Source organism: Methylovulum miyakonense HT12 (genome assembly GCF_000384075.1).
GTDB lineage: Bacteria > Pseudomonadota > Gammaproteobacteria > Methylococcales > Methylomonadaceae > Methylovulum > Methylovulum miyakonense.
Genome location: NZ_KB913025.1, coordinates 672,829 through 695,958, shown reverse-complemented (window position 1 = coordinate 695,958; position 23,130 = coordinate 672,829). Strand labels below are relative to the sequence as shown.

Sequence of the window (23,130 nt, the reverse complement as noted above, 5' to 3'; positions counted from 1 at the left end):
CATGAAAATTATTTTTGCCGGAACGCCCGAATTCGCTGTCCCCAGTTTGCAAACCTTGCTCGCTTCAGGCCATGAAGTCTGTGCCGTTTATACCCAACCTGACCGCCCGGCAGGGCGTGGCCGCCATTTGCAGCCGAGCCCGGTCAAACAATTGGCGGTCGCCGCCAACATCCCTGTTTTGCAGCCGTTGACGTTTAAGGCGGATGAGGAGCTGCAACGCTTGCGGGATTTTAACGCCGACCTGATGGTCGTCGTCGCTTATGGCATGATTTTGCCGCAAACCGTCCTGGACGCGTTGCCTTTGGGCTGCATCAACGTGCATGGCTCTTTGCTGCCGCGTTGGCGTGGGGCCGCACCGATCCAGCGCGCACTCATGGCGGGCGATGAAAAAACGGGCGTGACCATCATCAAGCTTGTCCGCAAGTTGGATGCGGGCGATATGTTGCACAAAGAGGAATGTGCCATTGGTGGGTCTGACACCTCCAGCGATTTGCATGACCAGTTGGCGGCATTGGGTGCAATAGGCTTGGCAAAAGTTGTAGGGCAATTGGAACAAGGCACCGTGCAAGCGGAACCGCAAGATGAGGCCTTGGTTACGTATGCCGAAAAGCTTGGCAAAAGCGAAGCCGTGATTGACTGGGCGCTGCCTGCGGAGACCCTCGCCAGAAAAGTGCGCGGCCTGAATGCTTGGCCTGTGGCGCAAAGCCTCTACCATGGTGAAGTGTTGCGTATCTGGCGCGCCGAAGCGATTGCTGGTGAAAGGGCGGGGGAGGCCGGCACGGTGCATGGCGACCACAAACATATGGACGTGGTCACCGGCGAAGGCCTGTTGCGTTTGTTGGAAGTGCAATTGCCGGGTGGCAAACGCATGGCGGTTGAGGCCTTTCTCAATGCACACGATGTCAACGGGGCAATACTGGGTTGAGTATCAATACACGCGCCATCGCCGCTCGGACCCTGGCCAATGTCCTGGAAAACGGCCATTCATTAACGGCAAGCCTCGATACCACCTTGGCCAATGTGCCAGCCAATAAAGACCGCGCCTTTGTCCAAATGCTCTGCTACGGGGTTTGCCGGCATTATCACCAGCTCACCGCCATCTTGGATGAATTGGTCGATAAACCGCTCAAAGACACTGAAATCAAGGCCTTGATTTTAACCGGCCTGTACCAACTCAAATTTATGCGCGTCAAGGCTCACGCCGCCGTTTCCGAAACGGTCGCGGGCGTTGGCAAAAGGGCTTGGGCCCGGGGGTTGGTGAATGGCGTGTTGAGGACATACCAGCGCGAACAAGAGCGGTTAGACCGGCACTGCCAACAACACCCTTCCGCCGAATACAGCCATCCTGATTGGCTGATTGCAAAACTTTATGAAGACTGGCCAGGACACGCCGGGCAAATCCTCTTGGCCAACAACCAGCAAGCCCCGATGGTGTTGCGCATCAATACCTCCAAAATCGGGCTTGCAACTTACCGGCAACAGCTTGAAGCCCGCGGCATAACCGCGCATGGCGTTGCTTTTTGCCCGTCGGCGCTAGTTCTTGACAAGGCGGTGCCCGTGGATGAGTTGCCGGATTTTGCGGCGGGAGTTGTCTCCGTGCAAGATACGGCGGCACAACTGGCGGCCGGCCTGCTGGACTTAAAAGCCGGGCAACGGGTATTGGACATCTGCGCCGCACCGGGCGGCAAAACGGCACATATCTTGGAAACCCAAGGGCAATTGAAAGGGCTGGTTGCGGTTGATATTGACCCGGCCCGCTTGCAACGGGTTGCCGAAAACCTCCAACGCTTACAGCTATCTGCTACCTTGGTGGCCGGTGATGCCGCTGACCCGCAAAGTTGGTGGGATGGCCAGCCTTTCGAGCGGATTTTATTGGATGCGCCCTGTTCCGCAACGGGCGTGATCCGCCGCCATCCTGACATAAAATTATTGCGCCGTGCCGAAGACATCGCCCCATTGCAAGCCTTGCAACAGAGCATTTTGTCGGCCATTTGGCCCTTGTTGGCTAAGGGCGGCATTTTGTTGTACGCCACTTGCTCGGTATTGAAGCAGGAAAACGAACAGCAAATGCAAGCCTTTTTAGCCGCCCACCCCGATGCCGGGGAGCTGCCTTTTGCGGCGGATTGGGGGATGGCGGCGAGTGTCGGCCGGCAAATTTTGGCTGGCGAATCAGGCATGGACGGGTTTTATTATGCGCGTTTGTGTAAGCTTTAAATCCCCGTTGTTATGGTTTTGGTTGTTTTGCCTGTTGCCGCCAATGGCCCAAGCCGGTTGCTGTAACGCCTATATCAAACAGGCTGGGTTAGCCAGGGAAAGCAACGGCTATTTGTTGTCTGCGGAAATAGACTACCAACTCAGCGAAAAAGCGATGGAGGCGTTGCAAAACGGCGTCCCGTTATTTTGGAATATCCAGGTAAAAATCCAGCGGCCGCGTGAGTTTTTTTGGCCGGAAACACTGGCTGAAGCCACCATCCGTTACCGTTTGCAATATCATGCGTTATTGAAAATGTATCGCGTCAAAAATGAAAGGAACGGCGTAGTCCATAATGTCTCAACGCTGTCTGGCGCCATTGGTTTAATGTCGGTTTTGCGCAATGTCCGGCTTTTTGACGGGGCAGAGTTCTTGCCGGAACCGGGTGCGGTGGTGGCCTTAAAAGTTGATTTTGACCGCGATGCCTTGCCTTTGCCCCTGCGCCCCTTGGCTTATCTTAGCCGGCAATGGTATTTGTCCAGTGATTGGAGTTCATGGCCATTAAAAAATTAAAACTGCCGGCTAACCTGTCCGTATCGGTTTTGTCAGGGTTTATCCTGCTGTCATTGCAGTTGATGAGTTCGGCCACTCAAGAATCTTCACAGCTCGGGGAGATGTATTCCTGGTTGCTGTTGATGAATGCCATCGGTTCAGTGGTTTTGTTATGGTTGGTCGGCGCCAATATCTACACGCTGGCCAAGCAGTTGAAAAAGCATGAAGCGGGTTCCCGCCTGACGACCCGCATGGTGTCGTTGTTTGTGGTGTTGGCTTTGGCTCCGGCGGCGATCGTGTTTTATTTTTCCATGCAGTTTCTGCATCAGGGGATTGATAGCTGGTTCAATGTGGAAATAGACCGTGCCATGGAAGATTCGCTGGAACTTAGCCAGGCCTCGTTAGACCAGCGCATGCGCTGGCATTTAAAACAAACCCAGCAATTGGCCCCCAAGCTCGAGTTCTCGCCGGACAATTTGCTGACCTTGGAAATTGAAAATTTGCGCGAACTGTCCGGCGCCACAGAAATGACGTTATTTTCCCAGCCAGGCACGATCATTGTTTCTAGTAGCAATAACCCCAGCGATATTTTGCCCAGCCTACCGGACGAGCATATTTGGATACAACTGCGCCAGCAGCATTCCGATTATGTTGAGCTATCGCCAGTGCGCGATGACGAGCTGATGATCCGTGTGATTGTCAAAATAAATTCGCAAGAGCCTCTCTACTTGCAAGCTTTGTATCCGGTTCCGGTCAGGATAGCCGATTTGGCCGATTCGGTGGAGTTTGCTTTTGTGCGTTATCAGGAGATGAGTTTTTTACGGCACTCGTTAAAACTCAGTTTTTCGCTGGCTTTGTCCTTAGTGCTTTTAATGAGTTTGCTGGCGGCCATTTGGGTGGCGTTTATCAGTATCCGCCATATCGTTTCGCCGGTGAAAGCCTTGGTTAAAGGTACACAGGCGGTCGCTTCTGGCCATTATGACCAACAATTGCCGGTTATCGCGCAAGATGATTTGGGTTTCTTGGTGGAGTCTTTCAATGAAATGACGCAACGGATCGCCAGGGCCAGTTACGAATCGAGGATGGCGGGTTTTGAGGTTGAAAACCAACGCGCTTATCTGGAGACAATCTTGGCGAATCTGACGGCTGGCGTCATCAGTTTTGACGCGTCATTTAAAATCCGCACCGCGAACCAGGCCGCTTACCGGATTTTCCGTATTCAAGTGAACCATTGTATTGGTTATACTCTCTTGGAATTGGCAAAGAGCGAGGCTGAGCTGGCCGAGCCGTTGAAATCTATCCAGCGCCTATTGGAGCTATCCGACGACATTTGGGAGCAACGCATCGCCTTCTTGGGCCCCAATGGCAGGCAAGAGCTGCTCTGCCGTGGAACCCCGTTGTTCGCACAGGACGGCCTGCGTGTGGGTGCGGTGGTCGTGTTTGATGATGTCACGGATTTGATCCAGGCACAGAAAAATGCCGCTTGGGGTGAAGTGGCGAGGCGTTTGGCCCATGAAATAAAAAACCCGCTCACGCCCATCCAGTTGTCGGCAGAACGCTTGCAACATAAATTGGCGGACAAGCTCTCCGCAAATGATGCATCCATCTTGACGCGCTCCACCACCACCATTGTGCAACAAGTTGAAGCCATGAAGGAAATGGTGGATGATTTCTCCGAATATGCGAAACCATCAAAAAAACAGACGGTAGCGATTGATTTGCCTATACTGGTGCAAGAGGTGTTGGCGCTTTATGTGCTCAAGTCAGGGGTTAAATTTAAGGCCAATTATGAAACGGGCGGCGGTTTGTTGATTAATGGCGATCCGGTCAGTATCAGGCAAGTTTTGCATAATCTGATAAAGAACGCGTTGGAAGCTATAGAAACAGAGGGTTTGATTGAAATCAACCTGCATCGGGTGCAAAAAAATGACACTGATTTTATCGAAATCAGCCTTTTTGATGATGGCCCGGGGATAAAAGAAGATCAAATCGAGAAAATTTTTGAACCTTATGTCACTACCAAGGCCAAGGGGACGGGGCTCGGTTTGGCAATAGTCAAAAAAATCGTTGAAGAACATGGTGGCGCGATTTGGGTTGACGGCCGCCGTAAAGCGGGCGCCGGGTTTATTATCCAGCTGCCCGCCTATATCGTTTAGAAAATTTAAGGAAATGATGGATACACATACACCGCGGTTATTAGTTGTCGATGATGAGCCGGATATTCGCCGTCTGGTCAGTGAAATCCTCGAAGACGAAGGTTACGAAGTGGCTATGGCGGAAGACGCTGAAACAGCCAGGCAATTGAAATCAAAAACCAACCCCAATCTTATCCTGCTGGATATCTGGATGCCAGATACCGATGGCATCACCTTGTTGAAAGAGTGGGTGGCGGAAGATTCCTTGAATTGTCCGGTGGTTATGATGTCGGGGCATGGTTCGGTGGAAGCGGCGGTTGAAGCGACCCGCTTGGGCGCTTATGATTTCCTCGAGAAACCCTTGTCCATGGCCAAGTTGCTGCTGATTGTTGAAAAGGCCTTGGAATCGAGTTATTTGCAGTGGGAAAACGCCGGCACCAGCAGGCCGTCGGCCATCGACATAGAGCCTGTTGGCAAAAGCGCGAGTGTCGCCAGGACTAAAGACCAGTTAAAACGTTTGGCCCAGCATGACGCACGCTTGCTGTTGGTGGGTGAGGCGGGTGTTGGCAAGGAATTGTATGCCCGATACTTGCATAACCATAGTTCACATCGGGACGGCCCTTTTATTGATGTGGCGGTGGGCAGCATTTCGCCCGAAAATTCGGCAGTCGAGTTTTTTGGTAAGGAATGTGGCGGCAAAATTTATCCGGGGTTGTTGGAACGGGCCCATAAAGGCACGCTGTTTTTAGGCGAAATAGCGGGCATGGACAAGGAAACCCAGCTGCGCTTGCTGAGCGCGTTAGAGTCAAGGTCCTTCTTGCGGGTGGGGGGTAGCGAGGCTGTGCGTGTCGAAGTGCGGGTGGTGGCGTCAACACGGATTAGCTTGGACGAAGAGGTCAAGTCAGGGAGGTTCCGGCAAGATTTGTATTATTTGCTGAATGAAGTGACTATGGAAATCCCCCCGTTAAGGGCACATAGCGAGGATGTGCCGGCCTTATTGAGCTTTTATGTCGATTACTTTGTGAGCCAGGACAAGTTGGGGTTCAGGCGGTTTTCGATGGCGGCGCAGAATTTTTTGCGCAATTACTGTTGGCGGGGTAATGTGCGGGAGTTAAAGAACCTGGTGCAGCGCCTGATGATCCTCGGTGTTGGTGAAGATATTGAGTTGGAGGAAGTGAAGTCCGCGTTAGGGTCTGTGATGGGTGATATGGCCATGGCGCCATCCGTGCCGGATTTTTTTAATTTGCCACTGAAAGAGGCCAGGGATCATTTTGAGAAAGCTTATCTGGAATATCATTTTGAAAGGACTGGAGGCAGTGTCGCCAAATTATCCGCCGCAGTTGGCATGGAGCGCACCCACCTGTACCGTAAATTACATTCCTTAAATATTAAATTATGATTGGAAGCGCTTGGGGGATTTTGTTAATAAGTAAATTTTTACAAAAAACGTTGTAAAAAAACCTATTGTCCCGTAAAATTGCCAGTCTTTTATTGAGGCTTTCAGAAAGACTAAGTAACGATGAAAACATTTAGTGCAAAACCAGCAGAAGTTAAGCGTGATTGGTACGTGGTTGATGCAGAAGGAAAGACGTTAGGTCGCCTTGCTTCTGAAATTGCACGTCGTCTACGCGGCAAACATAAACCAGAATATACACCGCATGTCGACACTGGTGATTACATTATTGTCGTCAATGTAGAAAAAATTGGCGTTACCGGGAATAAAGAAAAAGATAAACTGTATCAGCATCATACAGGCTATATCGGTAACCTGAAAACTGTCAGCTTAGGTAAGTTAAGAAAAACGTTCCCTGACCGGATATTGACAACTGCCGTAAAAGGCATGTTGCCTAAGAATCCTTTAGGCCGGGCAATGTTCAAGAAATTAAAAGTCTATGCCGGCCCCGAACATGAACATCAGGCGCAACAGCCAAAAGTTTTAGAATTATAAGCGAGTAGACCATGGCAGCAGCTCAGTATTACGGAACAGGTCGTCGTAAAAGCGCAATAGCTCGCGTTTACGCAACAAAAGGCTCCGGAAAAATTACCATTAATACCAAGACTATTGAAGAGTATTTTGGCCGCAAGACAGATCAAATGGTTTCACGTCAACCTTTAGAATGCGTCGACATGGTCAGCAATTTTGATGTCAATGTCATCGTTAAAGGCGGTGGCCCATCAGGCCAAGCAGGAGCCATCCGTTTGGGCTTGACCCGTGCGTTAATGGAATATGATGAAACGTTACGTCCAGCGCTTAGGAATGCAGGTTATGTGACCCGTGATTCGCGCATTGTTGAACGTAAGAAAGTCGGTTTACACAAAGCAAGAAAACGTCCACAGTACTCCAAGCGTTAATCTTATTTTTAATCAAGATCACGTTAAAAGGGTTGCGTTATTTAATAATGCAACCCTTTTTTATTGGGATGGCGTTAGGTCATTAAGGGATAATTGACAGTTAAATGACATCCAAAAATGATTTTTTTTCTTAGCAATGCTAGAATGAAGCCAACTTATGATCAAATAGATGCAACGGATGTCGACGGACGCTAATAATACGCTTCATAATGGCTCTGCACTTGAGTTTAAGAGCAGTACTTTTTCGGTTCCTGTCTTAGTTTTATCCAGCAACGATTGGATAATTATCGAACATCAGCTACAGAAAAAAATCCAGCTGGCACCGGATTTTTTCAAAAACTCACCGATAGTGTTTGATGTGCAGTGGCTCAATAAAAACAAGCTTGATATTGACATTGCCGGGCTGTTGGATACCATCCGTAAAGCGGGATTGCTCCCTATTGGAATCCGTGGCGGAAATGAAGGGCAAAATAAACAGGCCATAGATCTCAATATTCCCGTCTACTCTGTCCACAATAGCCTGTCCAACGAACATAAGAACATCGACCGCACTCCTGCAAAAGCCCAGGCAGTGGCGCCGGAATCTGCGGCAAAAGCCCAAGCCACTATAATTACCCATCCGGTCCGTTCAGGCCAGCGCGTCTATTCGAGCGGCGACTTGATTGTTTTGGCCCAGGTGAGTGCAGGTGCGGAAATTATGGCGGAAGGTAATATTCATGTTTACAGTACCCTAAGAGGCCGTGCTTTAGCGGGAGTGCAAGGTAATGTCGAGGCGCGCATTTTTTGTTCCGATTTGGAAGCGGAGCTGATTTCAATCGCGGGCACTTATAAAATCAGCGAAGATATGCGAAGTATCGCCCGTAATAAACCAGTGCAGATTTATTTACAAGAACATGCTTTAATTATTAAAGATATTGCTTAATAAAACTACTTAGAGGAACATTTGTGGCAAGAATAATCGTTGTAACATCCGGTAAAGGCGGTGTTGGCAAAACCACAACCAGTGCTGCAATCGCCATGGGACTAGCAAAAAAAGGTCATAAAACAGCCGTCATAGACTTTGATGTGGGGTTGCGTAATCTTGACCTGATTATGGGCTGTGAACGTCGGGTAGTCTATGACTTTATCAATGTCATCAATGGGGAAGCCTCGCTTAACCAAGCACTTATCCGCGATAAACATTGTGACCAATTGTACATTTTACCGGCTTCGCAAACCCGGGATAAAGATGCCTTGACCCAAGAAGGGGTTGGCAAGGTATTGGAGGAGTTGTCTAAGGATTTCCAGTATGTTGTTTGTGATTCTCCGGCGGGTATCGAAAGGGGCGCGCATCTGGCGATGTATTATGCTGATGACGCTTTTGTGGTGACTAACCCTGAAGTTTCATCGGTACGGGACTCTGACCGTATGTTAGGGTTGTTGTCCAGTAAATCACGCCGGGCGGAGCGCAACGAAGAGCCCATTAAGGAATATCTGTTGTTGTCCCGTTATTCACCCGAAAGGGTAAAGATCGGCGATATGCTGAGTGTGGATGATGTGCAGGACATTTTGTCTTTGCATCTGCTAGGGGTGATACCCGAGTCAAAATCAGTTTTGACTGCGTCAAACTCAGGTGTGCCTGTCATCCTTGATGAAAAAAGCGATGCGGGGCAAGCGTATGCGGATATCGTTGCCCGTTATTTGGGCGAAGACAGGCCGCACCGTTTTATTGACGAGAAAAAAGGCCTCTTCGGGAAGCTTTTTGGAGGCAAATAATGAGTTTACTTGACTATTTTAGGATCACTAAAACCAGTTCGGCATCTCTGGCTAAGGAGCGCTTGCAAATCCTTGTTGCCCATGAGCGCTCTTCTCGGCATCAGCCTTCTTATCTTCCCCAATTACAAAAGGAATTGCTGGAAGTGATAAAAAAATATGTTAACGTCGATCAGGAAGCCATATCATTTAATTTCGAGCAAGATGAAAACCAGGAAACGCTCGAATTGAACATCGTGCTGCCTGACCATCATGCAAAAAATCTGTAAACTCTCTAACTACTCTCAAAGGTGATTGAAATGATTGAAATAATTGGTGATGCAGCAGGTAAATTGTGGAAGTATCTGGATGAAAATGGCCCTTCCAGTGTTACTAAAATTGCCACAGAAACTGGGATTAACAAGAATGATATACAGCGTGCTATTGGTTGGCTGTCTAAAGAAGATAAATTGATATTTGAAATGAAAGGCCGTACAGAGACCTTATCATTGAAATAGCAAAGTGACTGTCCTCAACCCAAGATTTGGCAAATATAGCCAGTCTTGGGTTTTTTATGCCCGGAAATTAATGCAGTTCCCGATGGCGGACAATGACGTTGAAGTAAGTGTTTTTGAACTGCTTGACTAATGAGTCCACTAGATAAACTGAACGGTGCTGCCCTCCTGTACAACCGATAGCGATTGTTAAATAAGTGCGGCCTTCAGCCTCAAAGCGGGGGATCCAGCGTTCAAGAAAATAGGTGATGTCTTGAAAAAACTCCAGAACTATTGGGTGCCCCTGCAAAAATCCAACCACTTCCTGATCTTTTCCCGTTAGCCCCCGTAATTCGGGAATCCAATAGGGGTTAGGTAAGCCGCGCGCATCAAACACAAAATCAGCATCTAAAGGCACGCCGTGTTTGAAGCCAAATGACTGGAATTGTAAGGAAATATGTTTGGCATCACGTTCGCCGATTTGGTCTTTAATCAGTTCACGCAATTGGTGGTAATGGGTGCGGCTGGTGTCAATGATGACGCTGGCATGTCTGGCGATCGGCGTGAGCATTTCCCTTTCTATTTTTAATGCTTCTTTTAAAGGGATATTGACGTCTGTCAAGGGGTGCTTGCGGCGGGTTTCGCTGTAGCGTTTCAGTAACGTGGCTTCTTCGGCTTGCATAAAAACGACTTCGCAGCTGATGCCCTTATCGTTTATCAGCCTCATGCTTTCGGAAAAGTTGGCCAAACTTTCGCTTTGGTTCCTGGCGTCAATCCCTATGGCCGTTTTGGCGTAGGTCTTGGTGTCGACCAGCATGACATGGTTAATAAAATCTTCGAGTAAGGTGACTGGCAAATTATCAATGCAATAATAGCCACAGTCTTCTAAGGTATCGAGAGCGATGCTTTTTCCGGAACCGGAGAGTCCGCTGACAATTAATAGTTTCATAAAATTAGGCGCAAGGTGCGTACATAGTTTTGGGTTTGTTTTGTATGATTGCCGTCTTGCGCCCTATAAAAGCTTTGTTATCTGTGGTTATTCGTTTTTTCTTTGTGTTTGGTTATTTGGCGGTCCAATTTGTCGACCAGGTTGTCGATGGCTGCGTACATGTCTTCCTGATGGTCTTCGGCAAATAACTTGGCTCCGCTCAATTGCAGCGTGGCCTCAGCTTTTTGCACCAGTTTTTCTACGCTTAAAATAACATGTACATCAGTCACATTGTCAAAATGACGCGCAAGTTTGGCAAATTTTGCGTCGATGTGCGTTTTTAACGCATCGGTTATTTCAAGATGATGACCTGTTATTATTACTTGCATGGTAAAACTCCTTAATGAATTGATGGGTTTTAGCTGGAGAGCGTGATGTTTATAAAATCCGTTTTCTCTGGCTTGATGATGCGATAAACATCGCTTCACGATACTTGGCAATTGTCCTTCGAGCAACATTAATGCCTTTTTCGTTTAAAAAATCAGCAATTTTGCTATCACTCAGCGGTTTGGCCGGATCTTCATTGCTGATTAATTCTTTAATAATTGCCCTAATGGCGGTTGAAGAGCATTCGCCGCCACTTTCGGTCGATACATGGCTGGAAAAAAAGTATTTGAATTCATAGATACCGTTGGGGGTATGCATGAATTTTTGTGTGGTCACCCTAGAGATGGTGGATTCGTGCAATTCCAGTTCTTCGGCAATATCGCGCAACACCATGGGTTTCATCGCAACAGAGCCGTGCTCAAGGAAAGCCGTTTGTTTTTCGACAATGGAGCGGGCTACCCGCAACAAGGTGTCGTTGCGGCTATGCAGGCTTTTGATAAACCACCGGGCTTCCTGCAAATGGTCTTTCATGCACGTATTGTCTTTGCTGTTGTCGGCACGTTTTATCATCGCCGAGTAGAAAGGGTTGATCCGAAGTTTAGGGGCAATATCGGGATTTAAGTTGACTTGCCATTGGCCATTTTGTTTGACAACGTAGACATCGGGGATCACATACTCTGAGTCGTGCTCTTGTATGCGGGAGCCGGGTTTCGGCTCAAGTGTCCTGATCAAGGCGACAACGGAGTCCAATTGCCTTTCGGTCAGACCCAATTTGCGCATGAGCTTGGATTGCTCATGGGTGGCCAATAGATCCAAGTGTTGGGTCACAACGGCAAGCGCTTCCTCCCTATATGGGGTGGTTTCTGGCAATTGCCGTAATTGCAGGCGTAAGCAGTCGCTCAAATCAATCGCCGCAATGCCGGCGGGGTCAAAATTTTGGATCCTGTGCAAGACGGCATAGACTTCTTCAATATACAGGTCATCCAGCTGGGTTTGTATGGATTGGAAAATGTCTTCTGGTTTGCTGGTCAGATAACCATCTTCATTGATTGAGTCGATAATGCCGATGGCGATGGCATGGTCACGTTCCGAAAACCGGGTCAGTTCCAATTGCCACAATAAATGGTCCAGTAAAGTGGCGCTGTTGCTGCGTTGGGTTTCAAACTCAACCGTTTCATTATTGTGGCTCCCCGATTCCATGACCGTGTCATAAATATCATCCCAGGACGAATCAATCGGCAATTCGTCAGGGATGTCAGTTTGTGAACCCTCACTGGTTTGCGTATCGGTTTGTTCTGTTTTTTTCTCTAGCTGTGGTTCGGGGACGGGTGCATTGTTGTCGTCGTCGCTGATTTCCAACATCATATTGGATTCAAGCGCTTGTTGGATTTCTTGTTGCAAATCTAAAGTGGACATCTGCAACAGTTTAATCGCCTGCTGCAATTGCGGCGTCATGGTAAGTTGCAGGCCTTGCCGAAGATGTAAAGATTGTTTCATTTTGTGTGCAATACTGTGACTAAAGACTAAAATTTTGGCCTAAATAAACCTTGCGTACTTCCTCGTTAGCGACAATGGCCTCAGCGTCACCTTCTGCGATCACTTTGCCGTCGTTCAATATATAGGCCCGATCACAAATACCTAAAGTTTCCCGCACATTATGCTCGGTAATCAGGACGCCAATACCCCGTTGCTTCAAGTGCACGATGATTTTTTTTATATCGTCAACTGAAATGGGGTCTACCCCCGCGAAAGGCTCGTCCAGCAAAATAAATTGCGGTTGTGTGGCCAAGGCCCGCGCAATTTCAACTCGCCGCCGCTCGCCTCCTGATAAGCTCAGCGCCCTTTGGTTGCGCAAATGTAGGATATTAAACTCCTGTAACAGGTCATCGATGACCAATTCAATTTGGCTGTCGCTTAAGTCAGCCCGGATTTCCAAAACGGCACGTAAGTTATCGGCCACGCTCAATTTACGGAAAATTGACGGTTCCTGGGGCAGATAACCGATACCCAGCCGCGCCCTCAAGTGCATCGGGTGGTGCGTTATGTCTTTGCCGGCCAAGGTGATTTCACCGGAGTCCGCTTTGATCAAGCCGACCATCATATAAAAACTGGTGGTTTTGCCTGCCCCGTTAGGCCCTAACAAGCCAACGACTTCCCCGGTATTGATAACCAAGGATACGCCGTTGACGACATGGCGTTTATGGTAGGCTTTAAACAGGTTTGTTGCTACTAAAGTTGCCATGCTTACTGGGTTTCTTTGGCTTTCGGCTTTAATATAACATGGACGCGTTTGTTATCGGATGATTTTTCACCCGCTTTTACTAGCGAACTTTTAATATCATATTCAATTAAGTTGCTCGAATAAGTCGCATTGCCTTGGGTGACAATCGCTTCATTTTGTAAGACCAGGAGATTGCTTTTCGGATAGTAATTGCCGACCAAGGCCTCACCGATAATGTCTTCGGCACCGGCGCTGGGGGTTTGTTTGAATTTGGCCCGGTTACCGGTAAACACCAGTTTATCGGCTTCGCCATTTTTCATATAAACGACCAATTTATCAGAATTGACACGGATGCTGCCTTGGATTGAGACGACGTTACCGGTATACGTGCTGGTTTCGGTGGTGTCGTCATAGGTGGCCGTGTTCGAATCGATTGAAATGGGCTGGTCGGCATCGCTTTCTAGGGCGAAAGCGGCAGTGTTAAACCAACTGCTTAGTAAAATACAGCAAAAAATAATGTGCTTATTATTGTGTTTCATATTTCCCTTGTACATGGGACAGCAATTCAATTCGAATTGGCTGCTTAAATACCAGTTTCATTCCAGTTCCTGTGGTTTTGTGGGGCGGGCTCACTAATTCCGCCCATGCATCAGTCTCTGCAAAATGGGTTTCTGGCCTTACTTTTAGGTTGGAGGTATTAATTTTCAATGCCTTAACGTTGTCAAACTTATCTCTGTCAATAACGACTTTACCTTTGAGAAAAATATTTTTGCTGTCGGCGGAAACCGTCCCGGATTCTGATTGGATAACCCATGGCAGTTGTTTTTCCTGGTGAAGAAAAATCAGTGGCTTATCCATATCCGTCGTATGGTCGTCGCTGTAATGGACGATTTTTTCAGCATACAATTGTGTATTGGGTAAGCCGGTGGCGCCCATTTCCCACTTGGTATAGCCAGTGCTGAAGAAATCGGGGCTGTGCGGTGGTATCAATTTGTTATTGTTATTATCTACGTCGGTCAAGTTGACTAGTATCCAGCTTGCGAACGCAATAAAAGCCAGATAAAAATAACTGTACGGGTCTCTTGAATAGGTCATGTCAGATAGGCGTTGACGATGGCGTCATAATGGCCTTGTGCATTCATGATAAGGTCACAGGCTTCACGCACAGCACCTTGGCCGCCACAGCGGCTAGTCTGCCAATGGGCGCGTTGTTTGACGGTATCAACTGCGTCGTGGACGGCAATTGCCAAGCCGGCCCGCGTCATGATAGGCAAGTCCAGTAAGTCATCACCGACGTAAGCCACTTGTTCCGGGCTTAGCTGTAGCGATGTCAACAGTTCCTGGAATGCGGCGCGTTTGTCTTCATGCCCCTGATAGACGTGGCTTATGCCCAGGCTGTTCATGCGTAAGGTGACTGCGGCAGACCGCCGCCCTGAAATCACCGCGACTTCCACGCCCGTTTGGCGCAGTAATTTGATGCCGTGCCCGTCTTGGGCATGGAAGCTTTTGTATTCATTGCCCTGATGGTCAAAAAATAGCTTACCATCGGTCAAGACACCGTCAACATCAAGCACCAATAATTTAATGAGGCTGGCCTTGGCGTGGATGCTGGATAAGGGCTCGTTACCGGACATTAAACAATACCTGCCTTTATCAAATCGTGCATATTCAAAGCCCCAATCGCACATTGTTGCTCGTCGACGACCAGCAGCGCGTTAATTTTTTTCTGTTCCATAATTTGCATGGCTTCGGCGGCCAGTATATCGGGGGTGATCACCGCACAATGTGGGGTCATGACTTCGGTGATTGGGGTGCTGTGGATGTCCAGGTTTTTTCCTAGCATCCGCCGCAAATCGCCATCGGTAAAAATGCCTATGACCCGGTTGTTGGCTTCTACGATGGCGGTCATGCCTAATTTTTTTTCGGTCATTTCCAAGAGCGCATGGCTAATCAATGCCGATTCGGGCACGGAAGGCATGTCAACGCCGACGTGCATAATATCCCTGACGCGTAACAATAGGCGTTTCCCCAAGCTGCCGCCCGGATGGGCGAGGGCGAAGTCATCGCGGGTAAAGCCACGCGCTTCCAATAACGAAACCGCCAGCGCATCACCCATCACTAAGGCGGCGGTGCTGCTGGAGGTGGGCGCCAGCCCCAAAGGGCAGGCTTCCTGTTTGACGGCCACATTTAAATAAGTGGTTGCAAACCTCGCTAGCGTTGAATTGGCGTTGCCGGTAATGGCCACCAATGGCACACCTAGGCGTTTGATGATTGGTAGGATAGTGAGCACCTCTTCAGTTTCCCCTGAATTGGATAAGGCAACCACGACATCATGCTTGGTGATCATGCCCAAGTCACCGTGGCTGGCTTCACCTGGGTGCACAAAAAAAGCGGGCGTACCGGTGCTGGCCAAGGTGGCGGCGATTTTACTGGCGATATGCCCTGACTTGCCCATACCGATGACCACAACGCGTCCGGTGCAATCAAACAATAACTTACAGGCGGCGACGAAATTGCCATTGATTTGCTCTTCCAAATCGGCAATGGCCTGTGCTTCTACCTGGATGACCGCCTTTCCTAATTCGCGGAGTTTTTGATCATTTAATTTCATTTTCTGCCTTCAAGTTTCGGCGTTAATGTGGTCGTGACAAAAAAATCATTAAAAAATAGTCTGATAATCGTATTCGTCATGAAATAGTACAGCAGGTAAGGCCACCCGTCGCGTAGGCTTAAGCAAAGTGGTGTGGCGATAAGCGGGTATAAAAATGTCAACATTATGCCATGCTTATCCCGTTAGCGCTTCATCAGAAAGCGATAAAATGCGTTGGACATTTATGAAGATCGCGGTAACTAACCGTAGGGCAAAGTGTTTGGGCTTTTGATGCGGCTTTTTTAATGGATTATCAATTGACTTGATAAACGCTCGTCATACACAATAACTGATTTTACTTCCCTAACAGCCCCTTGGTAGTATGGATATTAGCGATTTTCCCGAAACGAGCTTGGTTTGTGTCAGGCAATTGTCATTTTCCCGTGGCAACAAAAAAATATTCGATAATATTTCCCTCGATTTCAAGCGCGGCAAAGTGACGGCGATCATGGGGCCCAGCGGCACTGGCAAGACGACTTTATTAAAGTTGATTGGCGGGCAGTTGTGCCCGTCCCAAGGCTCGATTACCGTTGATGGCCAAAACGTCCACCAGCTACGGCGGAATGAGCTTTATGCGTTGCGTAAGCGTATGGGGATGCTGTTTCAAAGCGGGGCGCTGCTGACCGACATGAATGTTTATGATAATGTCGCTTTTCCATTGAGGGAGCATACCCATTTGCCCGAATCCATGATCCGTACCTTGGTGCTGATGAAATTGCAGGCGGTAGGTTTGAGGGGCGCCAGGCAACTGATGCCGAACGAGCTGTCTGGCGGCATGGCGCGGCGGGTCGCTTTAGCCAGGGCGATTGCCCTTGATCCGATGATGATCCTTTACGATGAGCCCTTTACCGGGCAAGACCCCATCGCGATGGGGGTCTTAGTGCATTTGATCAAATCCTTGAATAACGCGCTAGGCTTGACCAGCATCATTGTTTCCCATGATGTCGCCGAAACGTCACAAATTGCCGATTACATTTACATCATTTCCGAAGGCAAGGTGGTTGACCAAGGCACTCCTGCCGAGATCAAGCAATCCTCCTCAGAATGGACCCAACAATTTATGTCGGGGGCCGCTGATGGCCCGGTGCATTTCCATTATCAGGCCAAAGACTATGTTGACGATTTGCTGGCTTCAGGGAAGCGTTACTGACAGCCTACATCGGTAGCATGCCATTACGGGCACTGGCGCGCTATTCCCGAATAAGGGGGCGTGCTAAGGCAACCGCCGCCAAGCGCATATAAAACCAGCGATACTAGGCCATTTTGTGGACATGGCTGTCGGGCAGTTTGGTAAAGGAAAGGGAAGGTTTGGCTTGGAAAATAGATAGGACTGGAGAATGCCATTTTTCGCATGACGGCATATCGCGGTCAATTGCCCCATGGGCACCGCAAAATGATGTCCCAAAAAGCTAAAGCCCGGCCCAAAATTCCCTGCCTGATCTTAACAAACGCTTTGGCAAGCCGTCCGGACACCAGGGTTGTTTGGCAAAGGCTTGGGGGGTTGCCGACGTTTTATATGCTTGTAAGCGCATTGGCATCAAGCGTTTTTAAATTTGATAAAAATAACCTTTAAAACAGTGTGTTATGGTCTGTAGGCCAGATGGCCTTTTCGATTAATCAAGCGTTTTTACTTCTTTATGCCCCTAAGAATAGCCCTGGCCCAAACCAATTTCCTGGTCGGCAATATCGCCGCCAATGTTGAAAACTTAATTTCCGCCGCAATCCATGCCCGGGACCAGCTGCACGCCGGGCTTGTTGTTTTCCCCGAACTGAGCGTCATCGGTTACCCTGCCGAAGATTTGCTGTTACGCGCCGATTTTATCGCCGCCGCCAATAACGCCATTTACCAAATTGCCGATGCCATCACCGGTATTGGCGTGGTGGTCGGCTTTCCTGAATGGGATGGCGTCAAGCTTTACAACAGCGCGGTGGTGTTGCATAACGGCGTGATGCTGGCCAAATACCGCAAACAGGCCTTGCCCAATTACGGCGTATTTGACGAGCAGCGTTACTTTACCGCGGGCAACGAACCATGCGTGTTCGAGTTTGACGGCACGTTTATCGGCCTGACGATTTGTGAAGATGTCTGGCGTGAGGGGATAATCATAGCGACCCAACAAGCGGGGGCGGAGATGCTGCTGACGCTGAACGCCTCGCCTTACCATTCCGGCAAAAGCCAGCAGCGTGAAGAGGTGATTTGCCAGCAAGTCAAGGCGGCGGGCATTCCCTTGGTGTATGTCAACCAAATCGGCGGGCAAGATGAGTTGATTTTTGACGGTGCGTCGTTTGTCGCGAATGCCCAAGGCGATATTGTGTTCCGCGCCGTAGAATTTGCCGAGCAGGTCAGCGTGGTTGATTTTGAGGGTGGCCAGCCAATCCCTGGTGTTTGTGCCCCGCTGTATCAGGATGTCGCCAGCGAATACCAGGCCTTGGTGTTGGGCATTAAAGATTATGTGCGTAAAAATGGCTTCCACGGCGCCTTGTTGGGATTGTCCGGCGGTATAGATTCGGCGTTGGTGTTGGCTTTGGCGGTGGATGCGCTGGGTGCGGACAAGGTCGAAGCCGTACTGATGCCGTCGCGTTACACGCAGGACATGAGCAACGAAGATGCCGTGTTGGAAGCGCAAGCCTTGGGCATTAAGTATCACACGATCCCAATAGAACCCGCCGTGGACGCGTTTACCGGCATGCTCGCCGATGTTTTTGCGGGTACCCGCAAGGACACCACCGAGGAAAACATCCAAGCCCGTTGCCGTGGCGTGGTTTTGATGGCGATGTCCAACAAACAAGGCAAATTGCTGCTGACCACTGGCAACAAAAGCGAGATGAGCGTGGGTTATGCGACGCTGTACGGCGATATGGCAGGCGGTTTCGCACCGATCAAGGACGTGCCAAAATTGCTGGTGTACCAATTGGCAAATTACCGCAACAGCCTTTCTCCTGTGATACCGGAACGGGTCATCACCCGCGCGCCGTCCGCCGAACTTGCACCCGATCAAAAAGACGAAGACTCGTTGCCGCCTTACGAGGTGTTGGATCCTATTTTGGAGCGGTATGTGGAATTGGACCAATCGGCTGAAGAAATTATCGCCGCTGGTTTTAGTAAAGAGGCGGTGGCGCGGGCGATCAGTTTGGTGGACAGGAACGAATACAAACGCCGCCAGTCGCCGCCTGGCATAAAAATCACTTCACGGGCGTTTGGGAGGGATCGGCGTTATCCGATTACGTCAGGGTATCGGGGCATATAACACGATGTAAAGCCGATGTCAGATCGTGCCAAAAAAGCCAAATTAATTTAATGGCTTGCAGATTTAGGTGTTTTTTGATAATAGGCGCCCGCCAAAACCATAAGAAAGCTATTGACATTTTTATTGGAATTGGTAATTTTTATGAGGTTATTTTTAAATGACAGGCCTTAGTTTAGGTTTTGCAGAATTTACGGATTTTGGTTTATCACTCCGAAATTAGAAAGGGGGTCGCCATGAATAAAATTACTCCTCATTTGTTACGCGATTTGCATGCCACTCTCCCCGAAGGCACAGAACGCTATCTCTGTTCAACCGTTAGGAAAGCGTTGGCAAAATACCGCAACGATCAGGAACCCTTAAGCTTTTTAGAGCAAGACCAGGCGTTGCTGGTTTTACGCCAACGCTTGGGGCGTGGCCTGGAACGTTTCTTTGTTGATGACGTAAAAGCCGCGTTAAGCTCGTATGTAGGTATGAAATGGAACCAGATGGCGTAATTACATCGGTTCCAGCCGGATAGGGGGTGGGCACAGGTGGTTTGTGCCCACCCTGACACCCAAATTAATCCGCATCTATAAGATTTCCGTCCGTAATCAATAAGTCATAATCTTTAGTTACTATCTCCGGTCTTACCTAAAATATTCTAAGACCGGAGACTGTTAAGTGATTAAAAGCAAAAAGTTTTCTCAACCATTGAAAGCAATGTCCATCGTATTGTTTTCAGCCCTACTGGTCAGTGCGCCTTCGCATGCCGCTGATCCAGTTATTTTGAATTTCTCTACCGTGGGCGACTCCCGCCAAGATCCTGTAAATATAGACCCAAGCGTCAAAGACTTAAGTATGGTCGGTGTGGGTAATTGCCAAACACCGTCAGGGACTGGATTAACCGCTAACCCTGGCATATCGGCACAAGATTGCAAATGGCTGCAAAATACCAAAGCTTGGGGACGTATTTTACGTGCTATCCAGGCGCAAAAGCCTAACCTGTTGTTTTTTAATGGTGATATGATTATGGGGTATGGTAAGGCCGGTGTGCCTGTTACCAGAACGTCAAATGGTGTTGGTGAAACCGCCATTACCAATCCTACTGTAAGCGATGTGGCCAATTCCGATTTGATGCAGTTCTACAAACAATATGGCTTCTGGCGGGGTATGATTGCCAATTTGATGGAAAATGGCACTTATCTTGTGCCTGTTCCTGGCAACCACGAAGTGCAATGTAAACGCTGCGGTAAGTCAGCCCAAGTTGAGAACGAAACCGCTTGGAAAGACAATATGGGGGATTTGATTCTTGATACCAGCCGTTTGGCTAAATTGACGGGTGTGTCCGCAACTAATTTTAACCCCTTCAACAACCCGTATTATGACCCATCAACGTTAGCAACCACTCCTGCACCTTATGTTAGCAATCCAGATGGTATTAGCACTGACCAGGCGCAACTGAGCTATTCTTTTGACATTGGTACGTCCCACTTTGTGGTTATCAATACGGATGCAGTTGGCAAAGATGGTTACGCGCCTAACACTTGGTTGGAAAATGATTTAAATATTGCCAAAACGAATGGTGCGAAACACTTTTTTGTTTTTGGCCACAAACCGGCGTTTTTCTATAATTACTTAGGTTCAGCACCATCCAGCACTTCTTCTTTGAATGACAAAGACCCTATAGCGGCTAAAGCCTTCTGGGATATTATTGTCAAGTATAAGGCCACTTATTTCTGTGGACATGAGCACAGTTACAATATCCAAAAAATCAATGGCTTTAATCAAGCGGGTTCCGCTTATCAGGTGTTAGTTGGTGCAGGCGGCTCGCCTTTTGAATCATCTGTTTCAACTGGCAACCCCAAAGACCGGATGTATTCATGGGCGAGAGTTGGTATCCATCAGAGCGGTAGGGTTATTCTCAATACTTACGGTTTTGATGACACATTGGCCAACCCTAAAATCCCTTTAGATTCTGGAATTGTTTTACATTAAGCTTAAAAACTGATCGGTGGTGATGATACGAAGGTAGGGTTCCCCCTACCTTTATCCCGCCGCATCATCATCCGCATAACCACGTTAGGTTATGCCTTCCGGGGAAAACCTAACGTTTTTGTTCAAATTGATTGTTCTCCCTGCCTCGTGGCCAAGCCACAGCTCCTATCTCATTTGCTGCGTGCCAAACCAATGGCGTTGTGCCGATAAGGTTTGGCAGGCTGATTTTTATTGACGCTTTCCTGCATAATTCAAACACATCGCCAGAAAAAACTGCACGCCGAAGATCATATTTGCCATTAACAAATGCACGGGTTGGGCAACGGGTGGCACGCCAAGCCGGTCAAGGGTCACGCCCGCTAAAATCGCGGTGATGATCAAGCCTGCCAAGGCATATCCTGTGCGTAGCAACAAGCTATCCTTAGCAATGCTCTGGCGCAGTTTCCAGACTATCCACAAATTGGTGAACAAGATAATGGAGGAAAACGAGCGGTGCACATAGAAAATGATGGGGAAATCATCGCGCCAGTATTTGCGGTCTATGTAGCTGTGTTCGTGGGCGATGAAATCCACCGCTTCCCTAACTTGTGTCCCCATTGCCACTTGCAATAAAGTCATCGCCATTGCCACTTTCAAGACGGTTTGGATTTTGGCTGGCAGTTGTCCGGTGTCAAGCTGGCCGATAAAGTCCCGTTGCGAACGGGTGATGGTGTAGGTCAACAACGCGACAATGCCTAAAGCCAACAGCATGTGCAGGGTGATCATGACGGGTTTCAGGTTGCTGGCGACCACGGTCGAGCCTAACCAGCCCTGAAATCCCACCAGGAAAAAACTGCCTAAAGCCAAGTAAAAAATGGTTTTGTCGGTTTTCAGAAAAATCCGCGATGACCAGGCGGTCAGAAAAATCAATATCCCGATCGTTACGCCAACGAGGCGGTTGGTGTATTCCGTCCAGGTTTTTACCGGATTGAACTGGGTGTTTTCATAGCCGCGTTGGGCGTAGATTTCGTGGTAATTGGCAGGCAGTTGGGCTTCGTCGGTCGGCGGTATCCACTGCCCGAAACAAGTGGGCCAATCGGGGCAACCCATGCCCGCCCCCGATGCCCTGACAATGCCGCCCGCAAGTATGACGAGGTACACCGCGAAAATGGTTAATGTGCCTAAGCGGCGGAAACGGATGATGGCTTGGTTATCAATGGGAGTGGGCATGACAGTCAATAAAAACAAAGGTTAAGGGTAGGCTAAAACCAAAAGCGCACGGGTTTTGTGATGGGCGAAGCCAAATCGTCCGCCTTTTACCTTTGGCCATATTCAGTTGTCGGGATGATGTGCAGGGGAGTGCCATCCGCTAGCTTAAGCTGATACTGGTTATTTTCGGCAAGTTGGATGACGATCAACAACTTACAGCTTTGCCCGTCGGTTTGTGCCGCCAGCACTTGCCCTACGGTTTCATCACGACCATCCAATACGTTGGTGTTCGGCTCCGGTGCGGGTATGCTGGCTTCCGCCAACAACATGCCGCGTTTGCTTTTGCCCAGATAATGCGTCCTGGCAATGATTTCCTGCCCTGTGTAACAGCCTTTGGTGAAGCTGATGCCGCCCAATTTGTCCAGGTTTAGCATTTGCGGGACAAATTCTTCTGATGTTTCTGCGTTTAGCCAAGGGATGCCTGATTCAATGTCGAGCAACTGCCAGTTTGCCGGATTTTCAGGCTGGAAGCCTTGCTTGACCTGTTCTGACCAAAATGCGATGGCGGCATCGGGCGGGGCAAGGATCAATGCCCGCGCCCCCCAATGCACGCTGATGAAGGTTTGCCGGGTCGTGGCCAACCATGCGCCGGGGGAGGGCGCCGGGGGGGCAGTAATGCCTAGCAGGCAATACGCGTTGGTGTTGTCGGTGATGGTGACGATGGAGCGTAAGATGAACATCCCCAAACGTTTTTTGACCGTCTCCAGCAAGCCAATGGGCAAGACGAGATGGAAAACATCCGCTTGTTTAATCAACAAGAATGTGGCGATGGCCCGGCCTTTAGGGTTGCACACCGCGCCCAAACTGCTTTGTTCGTCTGTAACCTCTTTAATGTTACAGGTGATTTGACCCTGCAATAAAGTCGCCGCGTCTTTGCCGCTGACGGTCAACACGCCCAAATGCGCCAGGGCAAAAATACGCTGATGTTCTGCGGGACGGGCTGGAAAACTAATTCCAGTGGGGGATGGGAAGCCTGCTTGGGCCGATCGCAGGAAGTTTTGCCAGGTTGGGTTCATGAT

Annotated in this window: 25 protein-coding genes; 15 read left to right on the top strand and 10 right to left on the bottom strand. The window is 49.0% G+C overall.

Going from position 1 to position 23,130, the window contains the following annotated elements; translation table 11 throughout:
• The first annotated feature begins 1 nt into the window (after position 1).
• From fmt to METMI_RS0103550, 11 genes are all read left to right on the top strand, one after another.
• A complete protein-coding gene (gene fmt / locus METMI_RS0103600) occupies positions 2–925 on the top strand; it encodes a methionyl-tRNA formyltransferase (protein WP_019864871.1) in 924 nt (307 codons plus the stop codon).
• Entirely contained in the window at positions 922–2,214 is a 1,293-nt protein-coding gene (rsmB, locus tag METMI_RS0103595) for a 16S rRNA (cytosine(967)-C(5))-methyltransferase RsmB (RefSeq protein WP_019864870.1), read from the top strand. Before fmt ends, rsmB begins: the two co-directional genes overlap by 4 nt.
• Positions 2,192–2,764: a DUF4390 domain-containing protein gene (locus tag METMI_RS0103590; RefSeq protein ID WP_019864868.1), complete on the top strand. Its 573-nt coding sequence runs from the start codon at positions 2,192–2,194 to the stop codon at positions 2,762–2,764. The genes rsmB and METMI_RS0103590 overlap by 23 nt, the downstream gene beginning before the upstream one ends.
• Entirely contained in the window at positions 2,746–4,899 is a 2,154-nt protein-coding gene (locus METMI_RS0103585; RefSeq protein WP_019864867.1) for a sensor histidine kinase, read from the top strand. Before METMI_RS0103590 ends, METMI_RS0103585 begins: the two co-directional genes overlap by 19 nt.
• Positions 4,900–4,915: 16 nt before the next feature.
• Entirely contained in the window at positions 4,916–6,277 is a 1,362-nt protein-coding gene (locus METMI_RS0103580) for a sigma-54-dependent transcriptional regulator (protein WP_019864866.1), read from the top strand.
• 120 nt (positions 6,278–6,397) lie between these two features.
• On the top strand, positions 6,398–6,826 hold the full coding sequence (rplM, locus tag METMI_RS0103575) for a 50S ribosomal protein L13 (RefSeq protein WP_019864865.1): 429 nt from the start codon (positions 6,398–6,400) through the stop codon (positions 6,824–6,826).
• A gap of 11 nt (positions 6,827–6,837) precedes the next feature.
• Positions 6,838–7,230: a 30S ribosomal protein S9 gene (gene rpsI, locus METMI_RS0103570; RefSeq protein WP_019864864.1), complete on the top strand. Its 393-nt coding sequence runs from the start codon at positions 6,838–6,840 to the stop codon at positions 7,228–7,230.
• A 178-nt stretch (positions 7,231–7,408) separates the two neighbouring features.
• Positions 7,409–8,152, top strand: a complete 744-nt coding sequence (gene minC, locus METMI_RS0103565; protein ID WP_029151467.1) for a septum site-determining protein MinC — start codon at positions 7,409–7,411, stop codon at positions 8,150–8,152.
• Between the two features lie 23 nt (positions 8,153–8,175).
• Positions 8,176–8,985 (top strand): septum site-determining protein MinD, encoded by an 810-nt coding sequence (minD, locus tag METMI_RS0103560; protein WP_029151466.1) that lies wholly within the window; start codon positions 8,176–8,178, stop codon positions 8,983–8,985.
• On the top strand, positions 8,985–9,251 hold the full coding sequence (minE, locus tag METMI_RS0103555; RefSeq protein ID WP_019864861.1) for a cell division topological specificity factor MinE: 267 nt from the start codon (positions 8,985–8,987) through the stop codon (positions 9,249–9,251). Before minD ends, minE begins: the two co-directional genes overlap by 1 nt.
• 30 nt (positions 9,252–9,281) lie before the next feature.
• Positions 9,282–9,479, top strand: a complete 198-nt coding sequence (locus METMI_RS0103550; RefSeq protein ID WP_019864860.1) for a winged helix-turn-helix domain-containing protein — start codon at positions 9,282–9,284, stop codon at positions 9,477–9,479.
• 67 nt (positions 9,480–9,546) lie between these two features.
• On the opposite strand, the gene rapZ is transcribed toward METMI_RS0103550, so the two are convergent.
• From rapZ to METMI_RS0103510, 8 genes are all read right to left on the bottom strand, one after another.
• Positions 9,547–10,404, bottom strand: coding sequence for an RNase adapter RapZ (rapZ, locus tag METMI_RS0103545; protein WP_019864859.1), 858 nt, complete (start codon positions 10,402–10,404; stop codon positions 9,547–9,549).
• A 77-nt stretch (positions 10,405–10,481) separates the two neighbouring features.
• Complete coding sequence (gene hpf, locus METMI_RS0103540) at positions 10,482–10,772, bottom strand: ribosome hibernation-promoting factor, HPF/YfiA family (protein WP_019864858.1); 291 nt, start codon at positions 10,770–10,772, stop codon at positions 10,482–10,484.
• Between the two features lie 49 nt (positions 10,773–10,821).
• The gene (locus METMI_RS0103535) at positions 10,822–12,267 is read right to left on the bottom strand and encodes an RNA polymerase factor sigma-54 (RefSeq protein ID WP_019864857.1); all 1,446 of its coding nucleotides are present in this window, start codon (positions 12,265–12,267) and stop codon (positions 10,822–10,824) included.
• A 19-nt stretch (positions 12,268–12,286) separates the two neighbouring features.
• Positions 12,287–13,012 (bottom strand): LPS export ABC transporter ATP-binding protein, encoded by a 726-nt coding sequence (gene lptB, locus METMI_RS0103530; RefSeq protein ID WP_019864856.1) that lies wholly within the window; start codon positions 13,010–13,012, stop codon positions 12,287–12,289.
• Positions 13,013–13,014: 2 nt separating this feature from the next.
• Entirely contained in the window at positions 13,015–13,530 is a 516-nt protein-coding gene (gene lptA, locus METMI_RS0103525; RefSeq protein WP_019864855.1) for a lipopolysaccharide transport periplasmic protein LptA, read from the bottom strand.
• Positions 13,517–14,011 (bottom strand): LPS export ABC transporter periplasmic protein LptC, encoded by a 495-nt coding sequence (lptC, locus tag METMI_RS0103520; protein ID WP_232215175.1) that lies wholly within the window; start codon positions 14,009–14,011, stop codon positions 13,517–13,519. Before lptC ends, lptA begins: the two co-directional genes overlap by 14 nt.
• Before the next feature lie 71 nt (positions 14,012–14,082).
• Entirely contained in the window at positions 14,083–14,625 is a 543-nt protein-coding gene (gene kdsC, locus METMI_RS0103515; protein ID WP_019864853.1) for a 3-deoxy-manno-octulosonate-8-phosphatase KdsC, read from the bottom strand.
• Positions 14,625–15,602 carry a KpsF/GutQ family sugar-phosphate isomerase gene (locus METMI_RS0103510; protein WP_019864852.1) on the bottom strand — a complete coding sequence of 326 codons (978 nt, stop codon included), beginning with the start codon at positions 15,600–15,602 and terminating at the stop codon, positions 14,625–14,627. The genes kdsC and METMI_RS0103510 overlap by 1 nt, the downstream gene beginning before the upstream one ends.
• A 361-nt stretch (positions 15,603–15,963) precedes the next feature.
• Here METMI_RS0103510 and METMI_RS0103500 point away from each other — a divergent pair, with 361 nt between their 5' ends.
• From METMI_RS0103500 to METMI_RS0103480, 4 genes are all read left to right on the top strand, one after another.
• Entirely contained in the window at positions 15,964–16,791 is an 828-nt protein-coding gene (locus METMI_RS0103500; protein ID WP_019864849.1) for an ATP-binding cassette domain-containing protein, read from the top strand.
• A gap of 487 nt (positions 16,792–17,278) precedes the next feature.
• A complete protein-coding gene (locus METMI_RS0103490; protein ID WP_019864847.1) occupies positions 17,279–18,889 on the top strand; it encodes an NAD+ synthase in 1,611 nt (536 codons plus the stop codon).
• Positions 18,890–19,122: 233 nt separating this feature from the next.
• Positions 19,123–19,383, top strand: a complete 261-nt coding sequence (locus METMI_RS0103485) for a hypothetical protein (RefSeq protein ID WP_019864846.1) — start codon at positions 19,123–19,125, stop codon at positions 19,381–19,383.
• A gap of 166 nt (positions 19,384–19,549) precedes the next feature.
• On the top strand, positions 19,550–20,863 hold the full coding sequence (locus METMI_RS0103480) for a metallophosphoesterase family protein (RefSeq protein ID WP_019864845.1): 1,314 nt from the start codon (positions 19,550–19,552) through the stop codon (positions 20,861–20,863).
• A 228-nt stretch (positions 20,864–21,091) separates the two neighbouring features.
• On the opposite strand, the gene METMI_RS0103475 is transcribed toward METMI_RS0103480, so the two are convergent.
• Both METMI_RS0103475 and ygfZ read right to left on the bottom strand, forming a co-directional pair.
• Positions 21,092–22,072 carry a COX15/CtaA family protein gene (locus METMI_RS0103475; protein WP_019864844.1) on the bottom strand — a complete coding sequence of 327 codons (981 nt, stop codon included), beginning with the start codon at positions 22,070–22,072 and terminating at the stop codon, positions 21,092–21,094.
• A gap of 86 nt (positions 22,073–22,158) precedes the next feature.
• Positions 22,159–23,127 (bottom strand): CAF17-like 4Fe-4S cluster assembly/insertion protein YgfZ, encoded by a 969-nt coding sequence (gene ygfZ, locus METMI_RS0103470; protein WP_019864843.1) that lies wholly within the window; start codon positions 23,125–23,127, stop codon positions 22,159–22,161.
• Positions 23,128–23,130: the final 3 nt, after the last annotated feature.